A 21,400-nucleotide genomic window follows, 5' to 3' on the forward strand; every position below is an offset into this window, starting at 1 on the left:
AATGGCACGCGCACCTCATAGCTAGAGCCTAATGATGTCTGCTGCCAGCGTGCGGGCTTCGGCATCACTGTCAAGATACTCTTCCAATGTTGGCGATTCAATGAAGGGTATTTTACACATCACATTTTCGATAACATCGGTCATTTCCAGGAAGCCTATTCGGTTTTTAAGAAAGGCATATACCGCAATTTCGTTAGCGGCGTTCATAATACAGGGCAAATTACCGCCTTTATGTAGTGCATCTATAGCCAGCACCAAGTTTCTAAAGGTTCTATAATCCGGTTCTTCGAAGGTGAAAGTGCTGAACTTTTTGAAATCAAAACGAGGATAATTATTGGGGATACGCGCGGGGAACCCCAATGCATACTGAATAGGTAGCCGCATATCGGGAACCCCCAGCTGCGCCTTCATACTGCCGTCTTCAAACTGCACTATACTATGAATGGCACTTTGCTGATGGATGAGTACTTCTATCTGATCGGGATGTAAATTAAAAAGCCATTTGGCCTCGATCATCTCCAGACCTTTGTTCATCAATGTAGCAGAGTCAACCGATATCTTGGCCCCCATTTGCCAATTGGGATGCTGCAAAGCATGTTCTCTTTTTACATTTACCAAGAAGTTCGGCTTCCTTCCTACAAAAGGTCCTCCCGATGCAGTGAGATATATCTTTTCGATTTTATTTCGCGTTTCGCCAACAAGACATTGGAAAATGGCCGAATGTTCCGAATCCACCGGAATAATAGGCACCTGATTTTCCACTGCCATATTCATCACGATATCTCCCGCCACCACTAGGGTTTCCTTATTCGCGAGTGCAATGGCTTTTTTATTTTCGATGGCTTTCAAGGTGGGTTTTAAACCGGCAAATCCTACAATTGCCGCCAACATCATATCATAACAATCCATAGCGGCCACTTCTTCTAACGCATCTTCACCTGCAAACACCTTGATGGATGTATTAGAAAGTGCATCTTTTACTTTCGTATAATGTGTTTCATCTCCTATCACCACAATATTGGGATCAAACTCCAGCGCCTGCTCCACCAGTAATTCATGATTATTATAAGCCGTGAGAATTTCCACGGAAAACTTATCCGGATTGTCTTTGATGACTTCCAATGCCTGCTTTCCTATAGAACCCGTTGATCCGAAAATCCCTATTCGTTTTACCATTGCTTATACTAACTGTTAACTATAGCCCTGATGAATGAATTTGATTTCAATATTTAATTTTCCAAAGCCCACTGTTTAAGTACATCGGCAATTTTTCTGTCGTTACTTAAACGAGGCACTTTATTTTGTCCGCCCAATTTACCGATTGATTTCATATAATCAATGAATCCGTTTTTACGGATAGGTGTTATTCGCAACGTCTGCAAAATATGACCCGAAATTAAATCATCATAATAGATGTTCTTCTGTCGCAGATAATTGTCCACCTTCAACGCAAAGCTTTGCAAGTCTTGGGGCGGATTGGCAAATTCTATAAACCACTCATGATAACTTTTTCCCTCATCTTTACTGATATAAGGAGCAACTGTAAACTCTGTAATCTGCACATTTTCTTCCGCAGCAGCTTTCAAAATGCTGTATTCCACCTCCTCGCCTATCACATGTTCTCCAAAAGCCGAAATAAAGTGCTTGGTACGACCGGTAACAATAAGTCGATATGGTGCTGTTGATACAAATTTTACCATGTCGCCGATATCGTAGCCCCATAATCCCGCATTACTATTAATAATTAAGGCATAATTGACACCTTTTTGTACATCCTTTAGTGAAACGCGTTTGGGATTAGGTTTGCCGATTTCTTCTTCTGGAATAAACTCAAAGAAAATGCCACTATTGGTATTCAGCAGCAATCCGGGTTCGTTTTGCGAATCTTGAAAAGCAAAGAACCCTTCCGAAGCCGGGAAGGTTTCAATACCGTCCACTACTCGGCCGATGCTCTGATATAACTTTGCTTTATAAGGTTCAAAATTTACTCCTCCGTATACCATTACCGAGAAATTGGGAAAAATTTCCCCTACGGGTTTGCCTGTGCGTTTCGTTAGCTCATCGAAATACATCTGTACCCATGGTGGAATGCCGCTAATCAGGGTCATGTTCTGATGCAGTGTTTCGTCTACAATTTTATTCAGTTTGGTTTCCCAATCTTCGATACAGTTGGTTTCATATTCGGGCAACTGATTTCTGCGCAAATAGCGCGGTATGTGGTGGTTCACAATACCACTAAGGCGTCCAGTGGGGATACCACTTACCCGCTCCAGCTCAGGCGAACCACTCAGAAAAATCATTTTACCGTCGGCAAAGGCGGTATTACCGGTTTCATCCATATAGCACAATAGGGCATTGCGCGCGCCATTGATATGATTGCTGATGGAATCCTTAGTAATAGGAATATACTTAGTACCGCTGGTAGTGCCCGATGTTTTGGCAAAGTAAATAGGTCTGCCCTTCCACAGTACATTATGCTTTCCTTCCTTGATAAGATGGATGTAAGGCGAAAAAGCCTCATAATCTCTTATCGGAACAGCATCTCTAAACTCTTCATAAGTATTGATGGCATCGAAATGATGTTCTTTGCCAAAATGTGTATCTCGAGCGGTCTTAATAAGATTTTTTAGAATGGCTTGCTGATCATCTACAGCTGTAACCATTCCTTTTTTTATATTTTTGGAAACAATAGAGGCAAATGGCTTAGCTAAAAAAGATTTGATTTTCATTTATTTATCAAGTTTTCCTTATGGCTAGGGAGCCTTAAAGTTAGGCAAATATAACAGGTGTAAGTAATGAAGCAAAAATCCTTGAATAAACTTTAAGGATTTCTATTGTAAAATCAAAAATAATACATACCTTTGCGGCCTAATTTTTATACGATGATAGCAGTAATTAAGGTGGCAGGACAACAGTATAAGGTAGAAAAAGATCAAACCTTATATGTTCCCCATATCGAAGGAAAAGCAGGTGATCCAGTAAACTTGGAAGTATTGTTTGTACATGCCGATGGTAAACTTTCTGTAGGCGCTGATGTGAATGCAAAAGTAAGCGCTGAGATTGTTGACCAAGTTGCAGGCGATAAAGTTATTGCGTTCAAAACCAAAAGAAGAAAAGGTTTCCGTAAAAAGAAAGGTCACCGCACTCTTTACACTAAAATTAAAGTAACAGGTATCGCATAAACCTGTTCGGGTTGAAAACTCACAGAGTAATTTCAACAGTATTTAATGTATTCAACTTTTAAATCAATAAGAAATGGCACATAAGAAAGGCGAAGGTAGCGTAAAAAACGGTCGCGACTCAGAAAGCAAGAGATTAGGTGTTAAGGTATTTGGCGGACAACCGGTAATTGCCGGAAACATCATCGTTCGTCAACGTGGTACTGTTTACCATCCCGGAGCTAACGTTGGTATCGGAAGAGATTTCACACTCTTCGCTCTGACCGATGGTATTGTTGAATTTAAAAAAGGAAGAAAAAACAGAACTTACGTTTCTGTTGCCGAAGTTCCTCAAGCCTAAGAACGTTTTTTCGAGATTACTATATCCGAAAGTAAAGTACTTTCAAAGGGATGGCATTAGCCATCCTTTTTTATTTTAATCTCTTCAAACCCGATTCTACACTGCATTTCAGCCTACCAATGCTTTTCTTTTCTCATGTCACATAAATGCAGATGTGGATAACCTATGGAAAACTCTTGATAAGATGTGGAAAAAAAATTTGGCGATATATTAAATTTCAATAATTTTACCGACGATAATCCATTTACTAATCTATTAAATTCTAAAACAATGGCAAAAGCAGCAGCTAAAAAAGCAGCTTCCAAAAAAGCTGCAACTAAAAAAGCAGCTCCTAAAAAGGCAGCAGCTAAAAAAGCAGCTCCTAAAAAGGCAGCAGCTAAAAAAGCAGCTCCTAAAAAAGCAGCAGCTAAGAAAAAAGCAGCTCCTAAAAAAGCAGCAGCTAAGAAAAAAGCAGCTCCTAAAAAAGCAGCAGCTAAGAAAAAAGCAGCTCCTAAAAAAGCAGCAGCTAAGAAAAAAACTGCAGCTAAGAAAAAATAGCATTTTATCTTATCGAGCTTATAAAACCTCCTCTGCGGAGGTTTTTTTTTGCCCATTAATATTTCCCTCACACCACAGCCATATTTTTTAATATTTTGCACCTATGAATAATGCAGAGATAGCCGAACACTTTTCCCTTCTGGCCAAACTGATGGACATTCACGGGGAAAACCCCTTCAAATCAAAAACCTATTCTATTGCTGCTTATCACATCGAGAAGCTGGAGTACCCCCTTGCAGAGACCGACCGAAATGCTATTGCCGGCATTAAGGGACTGGGTCCTTCGGTAGCAGCCAAAGTGACGGAGCTACTGGACACCGGTACAATGACTATCCTGCAAGAATACATCGATAACACACCCGAAGGCGTTCGCGAAATGCTCCGACTGAAAGGCCTAGGCCCTAAGAAAATTCATACGATCTGGAAGGCAATGGGCATCCAGTCGATAGGTGAGCTGGAATATGCCTGCAACGAGAACCGCCTGACACGATACAAAGGTTTTGGCGCCAAAACGCAAGCAAATGTATTGGAAGCAATACAGTTCTATCATCAGCACCTCGGTCATTTTCTGTATGCGCAGGTGGATGCGGTCTACCCCACCATTCAAAACTATCTGGAACAACTATTTGGAAAAGATAAGGTATTGGTAACGGGCGAATACCGTCGGCAACTTCTTACGCTGAAAGAACTGGAATTTGTTGTGGATGCCACCAAAGCTATTATCAAACCTAAATTTCAAACAGCTTATCCTCCCGAACTACTGGAAGACAATGAAGATTCGCTTTTATATAAACTCACCAACGGATTGAAGCTACGCTTATATTGCAATTCAACAAACATTTTTGCCAAACAGTTTTTGACTTCCTGTAGTGAAAACTTTAAAACAGCTTTTTTTACAGAACAATCGCCCGAATCTTTTGCTGCAACCCACTATACAAGCGAAGCGGAAATATTTGAAAAAGCGGGATTGCCCTATATTCCACCATATCTGAGAGAAAAAGATAGTATCATTCAATACACAAAAAACAAAGGGGTACCTACTATTATACGTGAGGAAGATATCAAGGGCATTATTCACAACCATAGTACTTGGAGTGACGGTATCAATACGATTGAAGAAATGGCGGCTGAGCTCATTAGAAACAATTTTGAATATCTGGTCATTTCCGATCACTCGAAAACGGCCGCTTATGCCAACGGATTATCGGAAGAAAGAATATTGCAGCAACATGAACAGATCGATGAATTGAACAAAAAATTCGCGCCCTTTAAAATATTCAAAAGCATTGAAAGCGATATCCTCAATGACGGTAGCTTGGATTATGCCGATGAGATACTCAGCAAGTTTGATCTGGTTATTGCATCAGTGCACAGCAATTTGTACATGAGCGAAGAGAAAGCCATGCAACGCTTGCTAAAAGCAATTGAAAATCCCTATACCACTATTTTAGGCCACCCTACGGGTAGGCTGCTATTGAGCCGAAACGGCTACCCCATCGATCATAAAAAAATCATTGATGCCTGTGCAGCGAATCATGTAGCGATCGAAATCAATGCCAATCCACATCGTCTGGATTTGGACTGGCAGTGGATTGACTACGCCATGGAAAAAGGAGTTTTGCTCTCCATCAATCCAGATGCACACTCCATCAGCGGCTTCAGCGATATTAAATACGGCGTATTGGCAGCCCAGAAAGGCGGCCTTACTGCCGAATATAATCTGAGTAGCTTTAGCCTTGAAGCATTTGAAGCCTATTTGCAAAGAATCAAAAGCTTGAAGCAAGGATAAATGGTTAATCCTTCACCAGCTGCTGTTCCAGCTCCTCCAGTGAAATGCCTTTGGTTTCAGGCATCTTGGTGAGCACCCAAATCAGTTGTAATACCATCATAAAGGCAAAGAAGGCAAATATAGGCCATGGATTGTCTTTGAATATACCGTTTTCAGCATCCAAAAATACCGGTGTGATTAAAGTGATAATTGCAGCAAATACCCAGTGTATGCTGGAACCAAAAGCCTGTCCAGCCGCACGCACTTGATTGGGAAAGATTTCAGAAATGAATACCCATATTACGGCACCTTGCCCTATCGCATGTGATGCAATGAACAACATTAAAAATACTAATAGAAAAACGGCACCAGCTCCCGCATAAAACGCCCAAGCTACGATGGCCAGACTGATGATATAACCAATGGAACCTGCTATAAGCAAGGTTTTGCGCCCTGCCCGGTCAATAAAATAAAGGCCAACAAAAGTGAAAATAAGATTGGTAAGACCGATTAAAATAGAATTACCAAGAGAATCTTTTGCAGCCAGCCCTGCACGTTCCAGTATTTCAGGGGCATAGTACAAAATAAAATTGATTCCACTCCATTGATTGAAAAAAGCAATAAAAAAAGCCAGCCATAATATCTTTTTGTAACGTGAAGCAAAGAGGCCCGCCCCCTTTGCCTGCGGCTCTTCCTTCTGTCCGGCTTTCTCAATGAGGTTGATTTCCTTTTCAGGATCTTCTACTCCAAGTTGCAACATCACGGTTTTAGCTTTCTCCCTATCATTTTGAACTGATAGTAACCAACGCGGACTTTCAGGGATGCTAAATACCATGATGGTATAAATTACCGAAGGAATAACCATAACACCCAACATCCAGCGCCAATCATTGGCACCGTCCACACCCTGCAAACAGTAATTAGATAGAAACGCAATCAAAATACCGAAAACGATATTGAACTGGTACATCGCTCCCAGTCGTCCACGTGTTTTGGGAGTAGAAATCTCAGAAATATAAGTAGGCGCTACCACCGATGAAACCCCAATGCCTACCCCTCCTATAAACCTGAAAAAGGAAAAGGTATAAGGATCCTGCGCCAAAGCAGTCCCTAAAGCCGATAGCGTAAACAGTATGCCTATCCATAACAATACTTTCTTTCTTCCATAACGCTGAGTGGGAATGCCACCAAACAGAGCCCCTATTACAGTACCCCACAAAGCCATAGACATAATAAAGAACCCATGAAACCATGGCGAAGTGTGCCAAAGCTCCTTAATAGGCAGGTTAGCACCAGAAATTACTACTGTATCAAATCCGAAAATAAAGCCGGCCAGTGCGGCAATCAATGACAGACCCAAAATGTTTCTGCTGCGCTGTGTGGACGCATGCACGGTGGACTGGGGTGAGGTTTGCATAAATAAAAATTGGTTTACAATCGTTATAAAATCTATTTACAATACCTGACAAGCTGATCAGAACGATGCGGTAAATTACTTTGTTTTCCAAAAATCGCCTCATACAAAAACGATTTCGTATACAACAGCTCTAAACCGCTATATTTTAACCACCCAAAATCCGTCATTCACCGACCCTTTCCCTAGTGTTCGCCAGATTCCTATTGACAGGGGGCATCTGTACATGCTATGTTTGCATTGTAATCAATCACTAAAACATAAAAACACAATACAATGAAAAAACTGATTTTCTCCGCCGTTTTTGCCATCTCATTTGCAATGAGTGCCTTTGCCATAAATCCCAACAATGTTGATGACAAAGTATTGAAATCTTTTAATGAAACCTTTGCAGGAGCCACTCAGGTTAGCTGGACTCAGGTTGCCAACCACTATGAAGCCTTTTTCATCTCAGGGGATGTTAAAACCCGAGCATTACTAGATCATAAAGGTCGCATTTTGCAAACCATCCGTTATTACGGTAAGGGACTGCTTCCTGCAAGTGTAGCTGATGCTGTTACCGAAAATTACAAGAATAAAGAAATTTTTGCGATAACTGAAGTTCAAAATAAATACGGTACTAACTACCGCATCGTTCTGAAAGATCAAAAACAATACCTGCACCTTAATGCCAACAGCAAGGGTGATATTGAAGTAGCAAAAGTTTTCAACAGAGGTGATCAATAATATATAACACGTTCCGCATTCCCCGGCTAATGCTTTGGCATTAGCCTTTTTTGTTGTACGAAACAACCAAATGATAAGTATCTTTGTTAAATAAATGATGTTTAGACATTGATTTATACAAGCTATAGTAAGGATAGTTAAATTTGATTTTGTTTACACCAATGCATACACTTAGTACCCTAAAGGCTTTTACTGACACGCTCCCCATCCAAAGCAAACGGATGCCGGTATTATTTACCTCTCACGGAAATCCGATGGATATTCCGCTTTCAAAGGAAGAGCGCCCTTTTTGGGAGCGGCTGTTTGAACTGGGCAATTACCTTAAACAGCATTACGACGTAAAGGCGGCGCTGATCATTTCAGCGCATTGGTGTACGCGTGGTACATACGTAAACATATCGCAGGAGCAAAAGCAGATATTCGATTACTATGGTTTTCCAGAGCATTATTATCAGGTATACTACCATGCACACGGGGCTCCTGATGTGGCCAAAGAAGTTAAAAAGGTAGCTCCCATTGTGCAGGAAACTACCGAATGGGGGCTTGATCATGGTGCCTGGCCTATGCTGATGCACCTATTTCCCGAAGGAGATGTGCCGGTATTTCAAATGAGCATTGATTACTATGCCCCACCCTCCTACCATTATGAACTGGGTCGGCAGCTGAAACCTCTGCGCGAAAAAGGTGTACTAATCATCGGCAGTGGTGCTCTCATCCACAACCTACCGCTTGCCAGCCGAAAGTTATTTACGAACGACATGACGCCTTACGGATGGGAAGCCGAATATGATGCCTGGATTAAAAAGCAGATTGACGAACGCAACTTTGAAAACATCATTCATTACGAAAACAGTCACCAATTAGGAAAACTAGCCGCTCCCACTCCAGATCATTTTGTACCCGTACTTTACAGCTTAGGGCTCACCGACTCCAAAGATGCGATCCGCTACTTTTACGAAGGCGAACCCTCCCTTCCTGCTTTTAGTGAGAGGAGTTTTGTGGTGGAGTGATGCGTATGCATCTTATAATCCTCTATTCCATTGGAAGAATTTAGTTACAAGGAGAAACCTTACCACAATAAGACACTTGAAGATCACCTCGGTTTGGCCGCACACGAAGAAATGTATAACCTTTTAAATGCATATTGGAAGGAAGAATAAGAAAACTATCGAAGCTATGCACAACACAACAGTCTCCACTATCTCTCATCCAAGATTTAGATTATAAATTTATATAACAGCCCCTCTTATTTTTAATAGCAAAATTACAACTCAAGACCGGGGCTAGAGCTCTGTGTGGGGGGAACTCCGTTCGAGCCTCTCCCACTTTCGGAGTCGGAAAACTTTACAGCCTCAGAAAAATTGTACAGCAAATTAATTTTGATGAGCCCGAAGTTTGTTGGCCAAATCCAAGCGTAACAATCAGGACCATCATAGTATAAAGAACTTTCCAAATAGGGTTAAAAAATTCTACATGCACAATCAGATAAAACTAAGATATCTCACAATCTGGTATGAATATGGTTTTAGATCAATGCGAAAATGCAAGTAAACCCCTATCTGAAACACAAAAAAAGAGATGCAAATAGCATCTCATCTACTAATATAATATTATGAAGTCGAGACCTTGAAAACTTCTTAAGCTTCGGATTAAATTTAACCATCTCCTACTAAATACACCATGTCCATTTCCCTCAGATTAGATGGATTGCTCATCACCTATATCCATTTCATTGATTCTCGAAAGCCATAAAAAGAAGATGAAGAAGGTGAGACGAAGATCCCACCTTCAGGGGATTCTTAAGATTTAATAAAGTCTAAAATATCCTTGTTAATGATATCTGCATTTACGGTAAGCATTCCGTGTGACAATCCCGGGTATATGATTATTTTACCTTTTTGTAGTAACTCTATCGAACGCAGAGCAGTGGCCTCATAAGGAACAATCTGATCATCATCACCATGTAATACTAAAACAGGCACATCTACAGTTTTCAAATCTTCGGTAAAATCAGTCTCAGAAAAAGCTTTTACACTATCGTATTGTGATTTTACGCCTCCCATCATTCCTTGTCTCCACCAATTATCTCTCAATCCTTCGATCAGTTTGGCACCATCCCGATTGAATCCGTAAAACGGAATTGGCAATTCTTTGAAAAATTGATAGCGATTGTTTTTAGTATTATTACGGATATCATCTAAAACCTCAATGGGAACTCCCTTGGGGTTGTTTTCGTTTTTAATCATATAAGGAGTTACAGCCCCGATCAATACCACTTTAGACACTCTTCCTTTTCCGTATTTAGCCGCATACCTGATAGCTTCTCCCCCTCCAGTGGAGTGTCCCACGTGAATAGTGTTTTTCAAATCCAAATGCTCCACTAACTCATTCACGTCAGAAGCAAATGTATCCATATCATTTCCTACTGCAGTTTGAGTGGAACGACCATGCCCCCTACGGTCGTGTGCTATAACACGATATCCTCGTTCAAGGAAATACATAATCTGTGCATCCCAATCATCAGATGACAAAGGCCAACCGTGATGAAAGAAAATTGGTTGTCCTGATCCAAAATCTTTATAAAAGATTTCTGTTCCGTCTTTAAGTGTTAATGTTTTCATAATGAAGTAATTTTAGTTGTTAGCAAATTTTCTAACACAAAGTTGGTATGTAAACGAGGGCTGTTCAATGGACGGATTTCGCTATAAATTGTATTTTTTTCCCCTTTACCAGAGTTCGAAGAGTAAAAAAGAATTGATAAGCCTTAGCCAACACACCAATTATATTATAGTATCGGATTCTACAGATAGCAAAATCAGTAAGATAGGATGGGTACGTAACTCGTTATAAGTATAGCCTCTGATATTTTCCAATTAATAATTCTACTTTTCGATGCTTCTAAAGCGTTAATTGTGTATAGAAGCAGTATGCTTATAAAAGCCTACAAAATATAAAAAAAGAAAATAAAATCTTAAACCAGTTTAATATTTTCCCGAAACTCATCTAATATTTTTGATCCCTAAAATCGCTTCTAAATATGGGCATTACAAAATGAGACTTAGAATCTTTTATCATGACCTCTTGATGGCATTTATATATGACTGAGAAGATAGTTATCTTTTTATATAGCATTCACAATTGATCTTTTCATTAGTGAATGTATTGTTCTTTTGCAAAATATAAAAAGAAGTTGTATGCGTAAAAGAATTTATATAAGCGTTCTTATATTTTTTTGTTGTTGCTACTCCTTCCAAAACATTATCCTTGCTCAAAGCATAAGCGGCCTTCATGAAGCTATTAAGAAAGGAGATTCTTTGCATGTAGAAAGAATAATTGAAAAAGATAATCGTGCAGTGTTTCTACTGGATTCCATTACCGGAGCTACGCCGCTTCACTATGCGGTACAGGGAGGCAATGTCCACATCGTTCAAAAACTTGTAGAAGCAGGAGCTCTTTACAATCAGCCTTCGGGTTTACATGGAATGACACCTCTCATGGTAGCAGTTTGGCACCAAAATATAGATATCGTTAGGTATCTACTAACAATACCAGACATTTACTTAGATGCGCAATCAGCAGATGGTAGAAATGTTTTTGATATGCTAGGGAAAGAAAACAAAAATGATAATTCCGTTATCGAAAGTCCTCTCAGTGAAATCGAAAAATTATTGAAGGAAGCCAAGAATCGTCAAATTATTGATAAACACAGCAAACAAATGATTCATATAATTATTGATAGCACACTGGAGGATTCCATAAAGGCAACTAAAGTGGCTTCACTTTTGTTGAAAGGAGCAGATGTTAATTATGTTTATCCATGTGGACACGGGCCTAACAGTCGACATACCCCCTTATTAATCGCTGCCCGAGATGGGCATACCAAAACAGTAAAAGTATTATTGGATGCAGGAGCAGATATGACGATAACTTGCGGATTGATGAAGGCTACTCCAGCACACAAAGCTGCTTATATGGGTAATAACCAAGTGATGAGGTTATTAGTAGATCATCCCGATTTTAAGAAAATCATAGATCAACAAGGTCCTTTTAACGGCTACACGGCCTTACACGATGCCGTTTGGCAAGGGCATACGGACATCGTAAAGATTTTACTGGATGCCGGAGCTGCTATAGATTTAAAAGGCTGGGATGGGCTCACAGCTTATGAATTAGCAGAAAAATATAATAGAACAGAAATTATAAACCTTTTTGAAAACTATGGCAAATAATCATCCTAAGACAATTTTTATTACAGGCGGAACATCAGGAATTGGACTTGCTACCGCAAAAAAATTCTTCGAAGAAGGTTATCAAGTAATTCTTACCGGCAGTAATGAAAAAAAACTACAAAAAGTCATTGAAGAATATCCCTCTTTTCAAGCCTTTATATCAGACGCATCTAAAACCGAAGATATAAATAATCTATACTCAAAAGTAAATGCCTATACAACAGGACTAAATACACTTTTTGTAAATGCAGGTATAGGTATGTTTAAAAGATTCGATGAAATTAGCTATGAGGACTTTGATAAATTAATTGCCATTAATTATAAAGCAGTTTTCTTCACTATACAAAAGTTGCTCCCACTCATGCAAATAGGCAGTAGTATAATTATTAACGCCTCATGGACACATTTGAGAGGACTTCCCACTGCGGCATTATACGCATCTTCCAAAGCTGCTATTGCTTATTTGGCCAAAGTATTGGCACTGGAATTAGCGCCTCGCAAAATACGCGTTAATACGATTAGTCCGGGGTATACCAATACCGATCAGTTTAATGAATCGCATATAAGTCCCGAGCGTTATAAAGCTACAATAGCAAAAGTCCCTATCGGTCGATTTGCTCACTCTTCTGAAATTGCTAATACAGTTTTTTTTCTTGCTTCTGATATGGCATCCTATATAAATGGACAGGAACTAGTTGTTGATGGAGGACTAACAGCTGTTCATTTTGATGAATAATTTTACAAAAGAAATTGAAACTATGATCAATTCCCAATGTCAATGGGAGGATTGTCATTAACTATCAATTGTCCACTATCGAACAGCCTAATAATTGCACTAAGGCTAATAAGTTTAGGTAAATCGACTTTAGATAAACCCATTTACAAATATTGGATAGATCCTGATATTGCTATCTGCCCCCTGACATAGAAAATTAACTACAAGATTAATACTAAGTCTTTAAACTGGATTTCCCAATTGGCGCTGGATGACAGCAACTAAAAAACTATCCTTTATGCTTGCTTCAGAAACCCAATATAAATATCGGGAGAAGGTATGGAATACCTGCGAAAAGCCTTGGAAAGAAGTTTAATAAATCTCTGTAACAATTGGCTTATGAGCTCATTTTCCATTCATTAAAGATGAACGACAAAAATATATTTGGGACAAAGATATAGACACTACTAAATTAGCAATTGGTCACAATAAAGAAGGGAAGGCTTATGAAATAGTAGAAAAATAAAACGCCCAACGCTGCAGATGACTTGTTGACAACGATAGAAGATTATGGAAAGTTTCTAGCCAGTGCTCAAAAGTGGGATAATTGATCAAAAATATTTTGAAGAAATGACACAAAACCAAGTTATAACTAAGAAAAGAAAGTATTTGGGTCTAGCATCGGGAATAATCCTTACGAAAGCCTATTAAAACATTATTTGAGCACATATGGTCAAAAAATAATTGATATTTAAACAAAATAAAAAGTACACTCCCAGAAAAATTAAATTAAATCATAGGCCAAAATAAGCATGATGGAGTAGTTTTAATCCGAATATATAATGTCCAATAAAATCCTGTGGTAAACTTCAATAGCACCTTATACCAAAAACAGTCAATTTTTTCTTAATTTCAATTAAATCGTGCTAGGACAAACGAATGGCAAGATAGTACTCAATATCCGCTATTCATAGTATTCTCTTAGCCAATAGGGGTAAAATATTACCGTCAAATCAAAAATGTTTTTTAATGCAAACCTTTGCAAGTAAAAATCATCTCAACGGTGGAACAGATTAAGCATTTTTTCGAAATAAGTATGCAGACTTTACTGAGCAGGACTGGCATAGAATAGCTTCAAAATTTATTCAACAGGAATTCCCTAAAAAGACCTTGATTCTGAAAAAAGGTCAAGTAGAGCGATACGTTTCTTTTATTGAAGAAGGTATTGTTCGATACTATATACCCAAGGAAAATAAAGAAATCACTTTTGAGCTTACTTTTGCTAATGACTTTATTGGTGCTTATGACTCTTTCCTCACCAGACAACCCTCGGTATACCACATCGAAACCATCACTCCAACAAAATTGTGGAGACTTTCCTATGAGGATGTGCAAACCCTATATCGTGAAACTGAAAGAGGCAATCTGATAGGTCGACTCGCAACGGAAAAACTATTTTTAGAAAAAGTAAAACGTGAAATCTCTTTTTTAAATGATACTGCTGAAGAGCGTTATTTAAACCTCCTCACAGAACAACCCGAATTAATTAAAAAAATCCCTTTACAGTATATCGCTTCTTATATTGGTATCACCCCTCAAGCATTAAGTAGGATAAGAAGACGAATTTCTTAACCCAGGTTCATTGTTTGATATGGAACATTCAATTTCCTTTGCAAAAAGGAATGAGCATACGTTCAATATCACTATTCACCTTGTTAATTATAAAAACAATGATCGGGCAATCACAAACAGCTACATCGGTAACCTATGTACATTCTTCCTCTCCAAGTTTTAAATCTCAGTTGTTACAGTCATTGATGACAGTGGTCGGGAAGAAAAAGGATATTGAGAAGCGCATTAAGAGCAACAGATACCCCTCCGAACCTACAGAACCTACAAGTGATTTGATATCTGACTTTAATACTGAAATACGGAACATCAATAAGAGAAAAGTTTGGACGTTTACACCTAAACAAAGTAGTTCATCTAAAGTAATCCTATACATACATGGAGGTGGGTATATATCCAACCTAACAAAATATGATTGGGATCTTGTACATGAACTACTAGAAAAGACTAATTGTTCGATAATAGTACCTGATTATCCTTTAGCTCCATTTTCTAACTATAAAGATGTGTACGCCTATTTTAAAGTTAGGTGCAACCCTGTCGAACATCCGTACATAAATCGACAACACTCTAAAAAATCAAACTCATTTAACTTTTATAGTCAGTTGAAATTTATTTCAAAAAATAATTGACTATTAATATCTTTATCGTAATATTGCAATCTAAAAATAACACTTAGGCAATGGGAGCGACTAAAACAGAACTCTTTACAGACAAACAAAATCAAATTGCGACAATCGCAAAGGCGTTGGGACATCCTGCAAGAGTGGCAATTATCGAATATTTATTGACTGTGGACACTTGCATTTGCGGCGACATCGTAAACGAATTGCCACTTGCACAGCCGACAGTTTCGCAACATTTGAAAGAACTCAAAAACGCAGGACTAATAAAAGGAAATATTGAGGGCAATGCCATTTGCTACTGCATTGACGAAAATACTTTCAATATTCTGAAAGACTATTTTTCAAAAATCATATTAACCGTAACCAACCAAAAATGTTGTTAATCGTATGGAATTTACTTTTTTAATATCAATTATCTTGCTTATTGCTTATGCCGTTTTAGGTTTGTTTGACGGAGTATTTTTACATCTCTATAAATACCGTTTGTATGAACATAAGGAAAGCAAATTTGAACATTTAACTCATACCATTCGGGCGGTTTTATTTTCGGGTATTCTTTATAGTCTATTTATAGGCATCGAAAATAATCAACTGTTCTTTATCGGAATAGCGTTGATTGTACTTGACATTATTACGTTGATTGTGGACGCTTATGTAGAAAAAGACAGCCGTAAATTTATGGGTGGTTTGCCTCGTTGGGAGTACATCATTCATCTTTTGGTAAATGGTTTTCACTTTGCATCTATCGCTGTATTTTTGGTTATTAAAATTAACCTTACAGACAATGGCATAACTCTGCAAAACAGTTTCCAGCAGTATTCAAATTTTCACATCTTCCGAACAATAGCGTTAAACCTTTTGCCCGGTGCAATCTTAATAGGATTGTTACATATTTTGGTTTATATCCCAAAATTCAATTTCTATTTTAAAAAAGTTCAATTCAAATGTTGCTAAGACATTTTTTTTAAAATAATAAAATCGCAATATTGCAATAAAACATATAAAGTATAAAAAAATGAAACTATCAGAAGTAAAAGCACTTTTACCAACTTTAGAAAATGTAACATTCAAATTGGAAAACGGCTCTTTCGTTCCAGAACATTTTCACGTAACCGAAGTCGGAATGGTTACAAAAAACTTCATTGATTGTGGTGGAGTAATTCGTACAGAAAAAACCGTAAATTTTCAGCTATGGAATGCCGATGATTTTGAACATCGTTTAAAACCTTCTAAACTTTTAAACATCATTAAACTTTCCGAAGAAAAATTAGGCATTGAAGATGCAGAAATTGAAGTAGAATATCAAAGTGACACAATTGGAAAATATGCGTTGGCTTTTGACGGAACAAATTTCATTTTGCAAAACAAAACAACTGCTTGTTTAGCACAAGATGCGTGTGGAATTCCGTCCGAGAAAGTAAAGAAGAATTTATCCGAACTATCTGTAAATCAAAATGCTTCTTGTACACCAGGTGGTGGATGCTGTTAAAAGTATAAGCATATGCAACCAAAATTAAAATTTCTCGACCGCTATCTGACCCTATGGATATTCCTTGCAATGGCGGTAGGTGTAGGATTGGGTTATTTATTTCCAGATATTTCCAATGTAACGAACTCCCTTTCTGTTGGCACAACCAATGTGCCGTTGGCTATCGGATTGATATTGATGATGTATCCACCTTTGGCAAAAGTCGATTACAGTTTGTTACCTAAAGCTCTAAAAGACAAAAAAGTAATTGCCATTTCCTTGATATTAAATTTGGTTATCGGGACCGTTTTGATGTTTGGTTTGGCCGTTCTGTTTTTACGAAACGAACCCGAATATATGTCGGGATTAATTTTAATTGGTCTGGCAAGGTGTATCGCAATGGTTATTGTGTGGAGTGATTTGGCAAAAGCAAACAGAGAATACACGGCATTATTGGTCGCCCTAAACAGTATCTTTCAGATATTGACTTACAGTTTTTTCGTTTGGCTTTTCATCAACATATTGCCCAATAAATTAGGGATTGCTAATTTCAATATAAGTGTTTCAATGAAAGAAGTTACACAAAGCGTTTTGATATATTTAGGCATTCCTTTTTTTGCTGGTTTCGTGAGCCGTTATTATTTGGTAAAATCGAAAGGTATCGAGTGGTACAATAGAAAGTTTGTTCCAAAAATATCGCCTATTACATTGTATGCTTTACTGTTTACCATTGTGCTGATGTTCAGTTTAAAAGGCGACAAAATATTGGAGTTGCCTTTAGATGTCATAAAAATAGCGATACCATTAATCATTTATTTTGTACTCATGTTTTTCTTGAGTTTTTTCATTAGTAAATTTCTAAAAGTCCCTTATGATAAAAACGCATCTATTGCATTTACAGCTACTGGCAACAACTTTGAATTGGCAATTGCGGTCGCCATTGCGGTATTTGGCATACACTCGCCTCAAGCATTTGTGGGTGTTATCGGTCCTTTAGTTGAAGTTCCTGTTTTGATATTATTAGTCAGAGCAAGTCTATTTTTAAAACGAAAATATTATAAACAATGACAAAGAAAATTTTAGTGCTTTGCACAGGAAACAGTTGCAGAAGTCAGATAGCGGAGGGTTATTTACGACATTTTGCGAACGGAAATGCAGAAGTTTACAGTGCAGGCGTCGAAACACACGGAGTAAACCCAAAAGCCATTGCAATAATGCAAGAAGACGGAATTGATATTTCAAATCATACGTCAAACAACATTGATGAATATTACGACATTGATTTTGATTTTGTCATTACAGTTTGCGACAATGCCAAAGAACGTTGTCCGTTTTTTCCAACTAAAGCAAAGAAGTTTCATCACAACTTTTCAGACCCAGCAAAAGCAACAGGAACAGACGAAGAAATTAATGAACAGTTCAGAGAAGTCAGACAGCAAATTAAAGAATACTGCGAACGATTTATAGCGGAAAATCTAAAGGGAAACCAATAAGGGCAGCACCTAACAACGGTTTTGCAAAAGAGCGGGCTTAGTGCTAAATTGAAAGTTTGTGCTTCGTATTCCGCCAATGCTGTTCGCATTGGCTACGTTCGTGCAAAATTGAAGCTATCCGCTTCGATTTTCCGCTCTTTCGCAAAGCCGTCAAACGTTAGTGGCAATGGCGCCGCCGACAACAACAGCCGTAAACCTGAAATTCAACAGGCACATTTAGTTTTTACCGACATTCCAAAAAACAAAAAAAGCTGTCGCATTATCACGACAGCTTTTTTATGCTAACAAATCTGTTATTTTATTTCAGTAATCCATTCTATTCCGCTGATATCAATCAGTTTCAATGCGTAATTTTCTTTGAGCGTAATTCCTTCTAAGTCAATCGTCAAATCGGCTTTTGCACCAAGCGGTAAAATCAGGCTATGTTTTCCCGGTTTGATTTTTGCCACATAATGATTATTTATTTTTTCTTTCGGAAATTGAGCTAGTTCCTCTTGCCCAATGGACTTTATGACCTGATTGTTTTCGTCCAAAATCTGTATTCCAATCAAAAAAGAACCGTAAACATCCGCACCCTCAACCCTGAATAGTTGAAAAGAAAGTTGTGAGCCGTTTTGCTGAATATTTGAAATTTCAACTTTGGGCTTGACCGATTTGTTATGAAGCGTACCAAATACACCTCCGTGGAAATATTGGTTGGTAAACAAAGTTAATCCAAAAATAAGCAACGACATGACCAGAACTTTTGGAGCTAAATTTTTTATTGGAAGCTCGCCCGAACCTAAAAAAGCAAACCATTTTTTATTGGTAAACTGATAGGGTTTATTCATTAAATAATTGTCTAACGAATAAGCTCCGCTACCTGTTAAGAACAAGACAAAGCCACTTGCCACTCCCAACACACCTATTTGCCATTCGTCCAAACAAGTCGTTCCAATCCAACCAGAACCCAAAAGAATTCCCATCGCCAAAAAGAACACCCCAATGCTCATCAGCCTTGTAAATAACCCCAAAATAATGAACAAGCCGACAATGGCCTCTACAATCGTAAAAATAACCATTGAAATTTGCAACGCTTCGGGGTTGGAAACCAAATATTCAATAATCGGTTTGATGCCCAAAGCATTGGGGAGAAAGTGATTGAATTTTTCACCTATATAGCCCGCTTCTTCGGGAATAAGTTTGTTGTCTAAAATCAACCTTCGCCAAAAAGCGGAAAAATAAGTCCAGCCGATTACCCAACGTAAAGGTAGCGTAAAAAGTCCAGCCTTGCCGACTGCACTGTCAATATATTGTTTCATTGATTTTTATATTTTAATTAAACGTGAAAATGATATGATAATACGAAAGCAAAATCACGCTATATCAATTTTCAGCCGTTTGTATAAAATATATTTTGGAGGACTGTTGCCCGAAGATGTTTTTGAATAATCGTTGTAACCTTTGGAAGAAAGTACGACAAAACACGAATTATTGACAACCTGAACAGGCTCAATTTCTTTATTAATTTTCGCTTTTTTTACAACCGAAATTTGCTGGTTATCATTTTGCGAATACGAACAGCTATTTGTCGGAGCAATTGTCTTTGACTTGTTGAGCGGTTTGGCATAATCCGTACTGACCACTTGAGACAATGCCTCCTTGACAGTACAAGGACTTAACGAAAACAGAACAAACCACATCAATAAAATATGTCTGATTTTTTTGATATGGCTTTCCTTTTTCGTCATCTCTACAAAGATACAGTTATTTTGATTGGATTATGTTAAGATTGCCTAATAAACGGCTTTTCACCATTAAATGTTTTGTTACTTAAAACTAAATTATAGTGAATGACTAATAGCCACAGCCACTAACAAAGGTTTTGCAAAAGAGCGGGTTAAGTGTTAAATTCAAAGTTTGTACATTTAACCACAAAACCATTTTTTATTTGCTTTTAAAATGTAAATTAGCAAATTGAAAAAATGGTTTTGCTCACGTTAGTGCTAAATTGAAAGTTTAGGCTTTCTAACCCGCTCCTTCGCCAAGCCCTGAAACGTTAGCAGAAACTCTAAACAAACATTTCGCATAAAATGAAATTATTTTTGAATGACAAAATTTTCACGTTATTCCAATTTGAAAAAGAAAATGACTTCGAATTAGAAGTCGTAAAAAATTCAAAAAAATTTTTTGGAAAAAACTCTATTTATATAGATGCCAAAAAGAAAATTCATACAATATCTTTAGGAAATTCAATACCTGATGGATTTTTATTTGATATGTCTGATAAAAAAAATCCTGAATTTTATATTGTAGAAGTAGAATTGGCGAGTCACGATTTTTATAGGCACATTTTCCCACAGATAACAAAATTTTTTGGTTTTTTTAAAAATCATAAAGGGCAAAACGATCTGATAGAAAAAATTTTTTCACACATCAATGAAGATGATGAAGTAAGAAAAGAGTTTAAAAAATATCTTGGGGAAAAAGAAATTTATAAATTCATCAAAGATACTATCGAAAAAAGTCAAAATATTTTGCTAGTAATAGATGGTGACAAAAAAGAGCTCCCCGAAATTATGGAAACATATACTGAAACTTGGGGAAAAATGGTTAAACTCATACAAATCAAAAAATACTCAAACTTGACAGAATCTATTTACACAATGCATCCTGATTTTGAAAATATTGAATTTGCAGAAATTGAAAATGAACAAGAAGAAGATGATATAGCGCAAGAATATGATGAAAGTATCCATTTAGAAGGTGTAAATGATGAAATTAAAGATGCATATTTTAAAATTAAAGATTATTTGTTGAATATAGATCCAGACCTAATCTTTAATCCTAAAAAGCATTATATTTCAATTCGTAAAGAAAAAAATATTGCATTTTTTATTTTAGGAAGAAAAAAATTAAAAATAGTTGTGCTTAATCCTGAAGATGAAACTCGTAAAATAATAAAGCATCATCAGATAAAGTCTCTAACAGCAAGTGTTCAAAAATTTTGGAACGGTCCAAGTTGCGCTATAATTCTTGAAAATGAAAAGAATTTAGATGAAGTAAATATTTTATTAAAACAACTGATCGAAAAATAAGAGCTTCTGCTAACAAGGGTAACCGTTGCACAACTCTCTATTTTTCCAAAGAATCTTTAAAACCCAAAAAATTCAACCTCTTTTAAGTCGATTTAAAGGAGGTTTATTTTTTAGTTGTAGTTCAAAATGCTAAAATTTGAGTGGCTTAAAAATGAATTTTTGAGCTCGTGAAGATGCGTTTTTAGAAAACAGTACACTT

The 21,400-nt window shown here is 37.5% G+C and carries 22 protein-coding genes; 16 read left to right on the forward strand and 6 right to left on the reverse strand.

Going from position 1 to position 21,400, the window contains the following annotated elements:
• Positions 1–21: 21 nt before the first annotated feature.
• Together V2H41_RS13495 and V2H41_RS13500 are read right to left on the reverse strand one after the other, a co-directional pair.
• On the reverse strand, positions 22–1,176 hold the full coding sequence (locus V2H41_RS13495) for a 1-deoxy-D-xylulose-5-phosphate reductoisomerase (RefSeq protein WP_330975695.1): 1,155 nt from the start codon (positions 1,174–1,176) through the stop codon (positions 22–24).
• A 53-nt stretch (positions 1,177–1,229) separates the two neighbouring features.
• On the reverse strand, positions 1,230–2,729 hold the full coding sequence (locus V2H41_RS13500; protein WP_330975696.1) for a GH3 auxin-responsive promoter family protein: 1,500 nt from the start codon (positions 2,727–2,729) through the stop codon (positions 1,230–1,232).
• A gap of 153 nt (positions 2,730–2,882) precedes the next feature.
• On the opposite strand from V2H41_RS13500, the gene rplU reads away from it, so the two are divergent.
• The 4 genes from rplU to V2H41_RS13520 all read left to right on the forward strand — a co-directional run bounded on the left by rplU (position 2,883) and on the right by V2H41_RS13520 (position 5,845).
• Positions 2,883–3,182: a 50S ribosomal protein L21 gene (gene rplU / locus V2H41_RS13505; RefSeq protein WP_330975697.1), complete on the forward strand. Its 300-nt coding sequence runs from the start codon at positions 2,883–2,885 to the stop codon at positions 3,180–3,182.
• A gap of 73 nt (positions 3,183–3,255) precedes the next feature.
• Positions 3,256–3,519 (forward strand): 50S ribosomal protein L27, encoded by a 264-nt coding sequence (gene rpmA / locus V2H41_RS13510; RefSeq protein ID WP_330975698.1) that lies wholly within the window; start codon positions 3,256–3,258, stop codon positions 3,517–3,519.
• A 186-nt stretch (positions 3,520–3,705) separates the two neighbouring features.
• Positions 3,706–4,056, forward strand: a complete 351-nt coding sequence (locus tag V2H41_RS13515; RefSeq protein ID WP_330975699.1) for a hypothetical protein — start codon at positions 3,706–3,708, stop codon at positions 4,054–4,056.
• A 103-nt stretch (positions 4,057–4,159) separates the two neighbouring features.
• A complete protein-coding gene (locus tag V2H41_RS13520; RefSeq protein ID WP_330975700.1) occupies positions 4,160–5,845 on the forward strand; it encodes a helix-hairpin-helix domain-containing protein in 1,686 nt (561 codons plus the stop codon).
• A gap of 4 nt (positions 5,846–5,849) precedes the next feature.
• On the opposite strand, the gene V2H41_RS13525 is transcribed toward V2H41_RS13520, so the two are convergent.
• Positions 5,850–7,241: a sugar porter family MFS transporter gene (locus V2H41_RS13525; protein ID WP_330975701.1), complete on the reverse strand. Its 1,392-nt coding sequence runs from the start codon at positions 7,239–7,241 to the stop codon at positions 5,850–5,852.
• Positions 7,242–7,514: 273 nt separating this feature from the next.
• Between V2H41_RS13525 and V2H41_RS13530 the strand changes: the two genes are divergently transcribed.
• A complete protein-coding gene (locus V2H41_RS13530; protein WP_330975702.1) occupies positions 7,515–7,964 on the forward strand; it encodes a hypothetical protein in 450 nt (149 codons plus the stop codon).
• Between the two features lie 221 nt (positions 7,965–8,185).
• Entirely contained in the window at positions 8,186–8,974 is a 789-nt protein-coding gene (locus V2H41_RS13535) for a dioxygenase family protein (RefSeq protein WP_330975703.1), read from the forward strand.
• 789 nt (positions 8,975–9,763) lie between these two features.
• Here the strand turns inward: V2H41_RS13535 and V2H41_RS13540 are convergent.
• Positions 9,764–10,585 carry an alpha/beta fold hydrolase gene (locus V2H41_RS13540; RefSeq protein ID WP_330975704.1) on the reverse strand — a complete coding sequence of 274 codons (822 nt, stop codon included), beginning with the start codon at positions 10,583–10,585 and terminating at the stop codon, positions 9,764–9,766.
• 573 nt (positions 10,586–11,158) lie between these two features.
• Here V2H41_RS13540 and V2H41_RS13545 point away from each other — a divergent pair.
• The 9 genes from V2H41_RS13545 to V2H41_RS13580 all read left to right on the forward strand — a co-directional run bounded on the left by V2H41_RS13545 (position 11,159) and on the right by V2H41_RS13580 (position 18,124).
• Positions 11,159–12,193, forward strand: coding sequence for an ankyrin repeat domain-containing protein (locus V2H41_RS13545; RefSeq protein ID WP_330975705.1), 1,035 nt, complete (start codon positions 11,159–11,161; stop codon positions 12,191–12,193).
• Complete coding sequence (locus V2H41_RS13550; protein WP_330975706.1) at positions 12,183–12,929, forward strand: SDR family NAD(P)-dependent oxidoreductase; 747 nt, start codon at positions 12,183–12,185, stop codon at positions 12,927–12,929. Before V2H41_RS13545 ends, V2H41_RS13550 begins: the two co-directional genes overlap by 11 nt.
• Before the next feature lie 1,149 nt (positions 12,930–14,078).
• Positions 14,079–14,540, forward strand: a complete 462-nt coding sequence (locus V2H41_RS13555; RefSeq protein ID WP_330975707.1) for a Crp/Fnr family transcriptional regulator — start codon at positions 14,079–14,081, stop codon at positions 14,538–14,540.
• Between the two features lie 185 nt (positions 14,541–14,725).
• Positions 14,726–15,169 carry an alpha/beta hydrolase gene (locus V2H41_RS14000; protein ID WP_419784746.1) on the forward strand — a complete coding sequence of 148 codons (444 nt, stop codon included), beginning with the start codon at positions 14,726–14,728 and terminating at the stop codon, positions 15,167–15,169.
• 50 nt (positions 15,170–15,219) lie between these two features.
• The gene (locus V2H41_RS13560) at positions 15,220–15,546 is read left to right on the forward strand and encodes an ArsR/SmtB family transcription factor (RefSeq protein WP_330975708.1); all 327 of its coding nucleotides are present in this window, start codon (positions 15,220–15,222) and stop codon (positions 15,544–15,546) included.
• A 4-nt stretch (positions 15,547–15,550) separates the two neighbouring features.
• Entirely contained in the window at positions 15,551–16,117 is a 567-nt protein-coding gene (locus tag V2H41_RS13565) for a hypothetical protein (RefSeq protein WP_330975709.1), read from the forward strand.
• Positions 16,118–16,178: 61 nt separating this feature from the next.
• Positions 16,179–16,652: a DUF6428 family protein gene (locus V2H41_RS13570; RefSeq protein WP_330975710.1), complete on the forward strand. Its 474-nt coding sequence runs from the start codon at positions 16,179–16,181 to the stop codon at positions 16,650–16,652.
• Positions 16,653–16,664: 12 nt separating this feature from the next.
• Positions 16,665–17,699, forward strand: a complete 1,035-nt coding sequence (gene arsB / locus V2H41_RS13575; protein WP_330975711.1) for an ACR3 family arsenite efflux transporter — start codon at positions 16,665–16,667, stop codon at positions 17,697–17,699.
• Positions 17,696–18,124, forward strand: coding sequence for an arsenate reductase ArsC (locus tag V2H41_RS13580; protein ID WP_330975712.1), 429 nt, complete (start codon positions 17,696–17,698; stop codon positions 18,122–18,124). The genes arsB and V2H41_RS13580 overlap by 4 nt, the downstream gene beginning before the upstream one ends.
• A 293-nt stretch (positions 18,125–18,417) precedes the next feature.
• On the opposite strand, the gene V2H41_RS13585 is transcribed toward V2H41_RS13580, so the two are convergent.
• Entirely contained in the window at positions 18,418–19,425 is a 1,008-nt protein-coding gene (locus V2H41_RS13585) for a TQO small subunit DoxD (RefSeq protein WP_330975713.1), read from the reverse strand.
• Positions 19,426–19,479: 54 nt separating this feature from the next.
• Positions 19,480–19,854, reverse strand: coding sequence for a hypothetical protein (locus V2H41_RS13590; RefSeq protein WP_330975714.1), 375 nt, complete (start codon positions 19,852–19,854; stop codon positions 19,480–19,482).
• Between the two features lie 342 nt (positions 19,855–20,196).
• Between V2H41_RS13590 and V2H41_RS13595 the strand changes: the two genes are divergently transcribed.
• Positions 20,197–21,201, forward strand: a complete 1,005-nt coding sequence (locus tag V2H41_RS13595; protein WP_330975715.1) for a DUF5655 domain-containing protein — start codon at positions 20,197–20,199, stop codon at positions 21,199–21,201.
• The last annotated feature ends 199 nt before the right edge of the window (positions 21,202–21,400 follow it).

Origin of the sequence: Niabella digestorum, assembly GCF_036409055.1 — a bacterium.
GTDB classification, from domain to species: Bacteria; Bacteroidota; Bacteroidia; order Chitinophagales; family Chitinophagaceae; genus Niabella; species Niabella composti.

Coding starts and splice junctions, on each gene's coding strand:
- V2H41_RS13535 (WP_330975703.1), top strand. CDS start 8,186: ATGCCGGTATTATTTACCTCTCACGGAAATCCGATGGATATTCCGCTT.
- V2H41_RS13595 (WP_330975715.1), top strand. CDS start 20,197: ATGAAATTATTTTTGAATGACAAAATTTTCACGTTATTCCAATTTGAA.
- V2H41_RS13540 (WP_330975704.1), bottom strand. CDS start 10,585: ATGAAAACATTAACACTTAAAGACGGAACAGAAATCTTTTATAAAGAT.
- V2H41_RS13590 (WP_330975714.1), bottom strand. CDS start 19,854: ATGACGAAAAAGGAAAGCCATATCAAAAAAATCAGACATATTTTATTG.
- V2H41_RS13565 (WP_330975709.1), top strand. CDS start 15,551: ATGGAATTTACTTTTTTAATATCAATTATCTTGCTTATTGCTTATGCC.
- rpmA (WP_330975698.1), top strand. CDS start 3,256: ATGGCACATAAGAAAGGCGAAGGTAGCGTAAAAAACGGTCGCGACTCA.
- V2H41_RS13530 (WP_330975702.1), top strand. CDS start 7,515: ATGAAAAAACTGATTTTCTCCGCCGTTTTTGCCATCTCATTTGCAATG.
- V2H41_RS14000 (WP_419784746.1), top strand. CDS start 14,726: ATGACAGTGGTCGGGAAGAAAAAGGATATTGAGAAGCGCATTAAGAGC.
- V2H41_RS13500 (WP_330975696.1), bottom strand. CDS start 2,729: ATGAAAATCAAATCTTTTTTAGCTAAGCCATTTGCCTCTATTGTTTCC.
- V2H41_RS13570 (WP_330975710.1), top strand. CDS start 16,179: ATGAAACTATCAGAAGTAAAAGCACTTTTACCAACTTTAGAAAATGTA.
- V2H41_RS13495 (WP_330975695.1), bottom strand. CDS start 1,176: ATGGTAAAACGAATAGGGATTTTCGGATCAACGGGTTCTATAGGAAAG.
- V2H41_RS13550 (WP_330975706.1), top strand. CDS start 12,183: ATGGCAAATAATCATCCTAAGACAATTTTTATTACAGGCGGAACATCA.
- V2H41_RS13585 (WP_330975713.1), bottom strand. CDS start 19,425: ATGAAACAATATATTGACAGTGCAGTCGGCAAGGCTGGACTTTTTACG.
- V2H41_RS13560 (WP_330975708.1), top strand. CDS start 15,220: ATGGGAGCGACTAAAACAGAACTCTTTACAGACAAACAAAATCAAATT.
- arsB (WP_330975711.1), top strand. CDS start 16,665: ATGCAACCAAAATTAAAATTTCTCGACCGCTATCTGACCCTATGGATA.
- rplU (WP_330975697.1), top strand. CDS start 2,883: ATGATAGCAGTAATTAAGGTGGCAGGACAACAGTATAAGGTAGAAAAA.
- V2H41_RS13580 (WP_330975712.1), top strand. CDS start 17,696: ATGACAAAGAAAATTTTAGTGCTTTGCACAGGAAACAGTTGCAGAAGT.
- V2H41_RS13520 (WP_330975700.1), top strand. CDS start 4,160: ATGAATAATGCAGAGATAGCCGAACACTTTTCCCTTCTGGCCAAACTG.
- V2H41_RS13545 (WP_330975705.1), top strand. CDS start 11,159: ATGCGTAAAAGAATTTATATAAGCGTTCTTATATTTTTTTGTTGTTGC.
- V2H41_RS13525 (WP_330975701.1), bottom strand. CDS start 7,241: ATGCAAACCTCACCCCAGTCCACCGTGCATGCGTCCACACAGCGCAGC.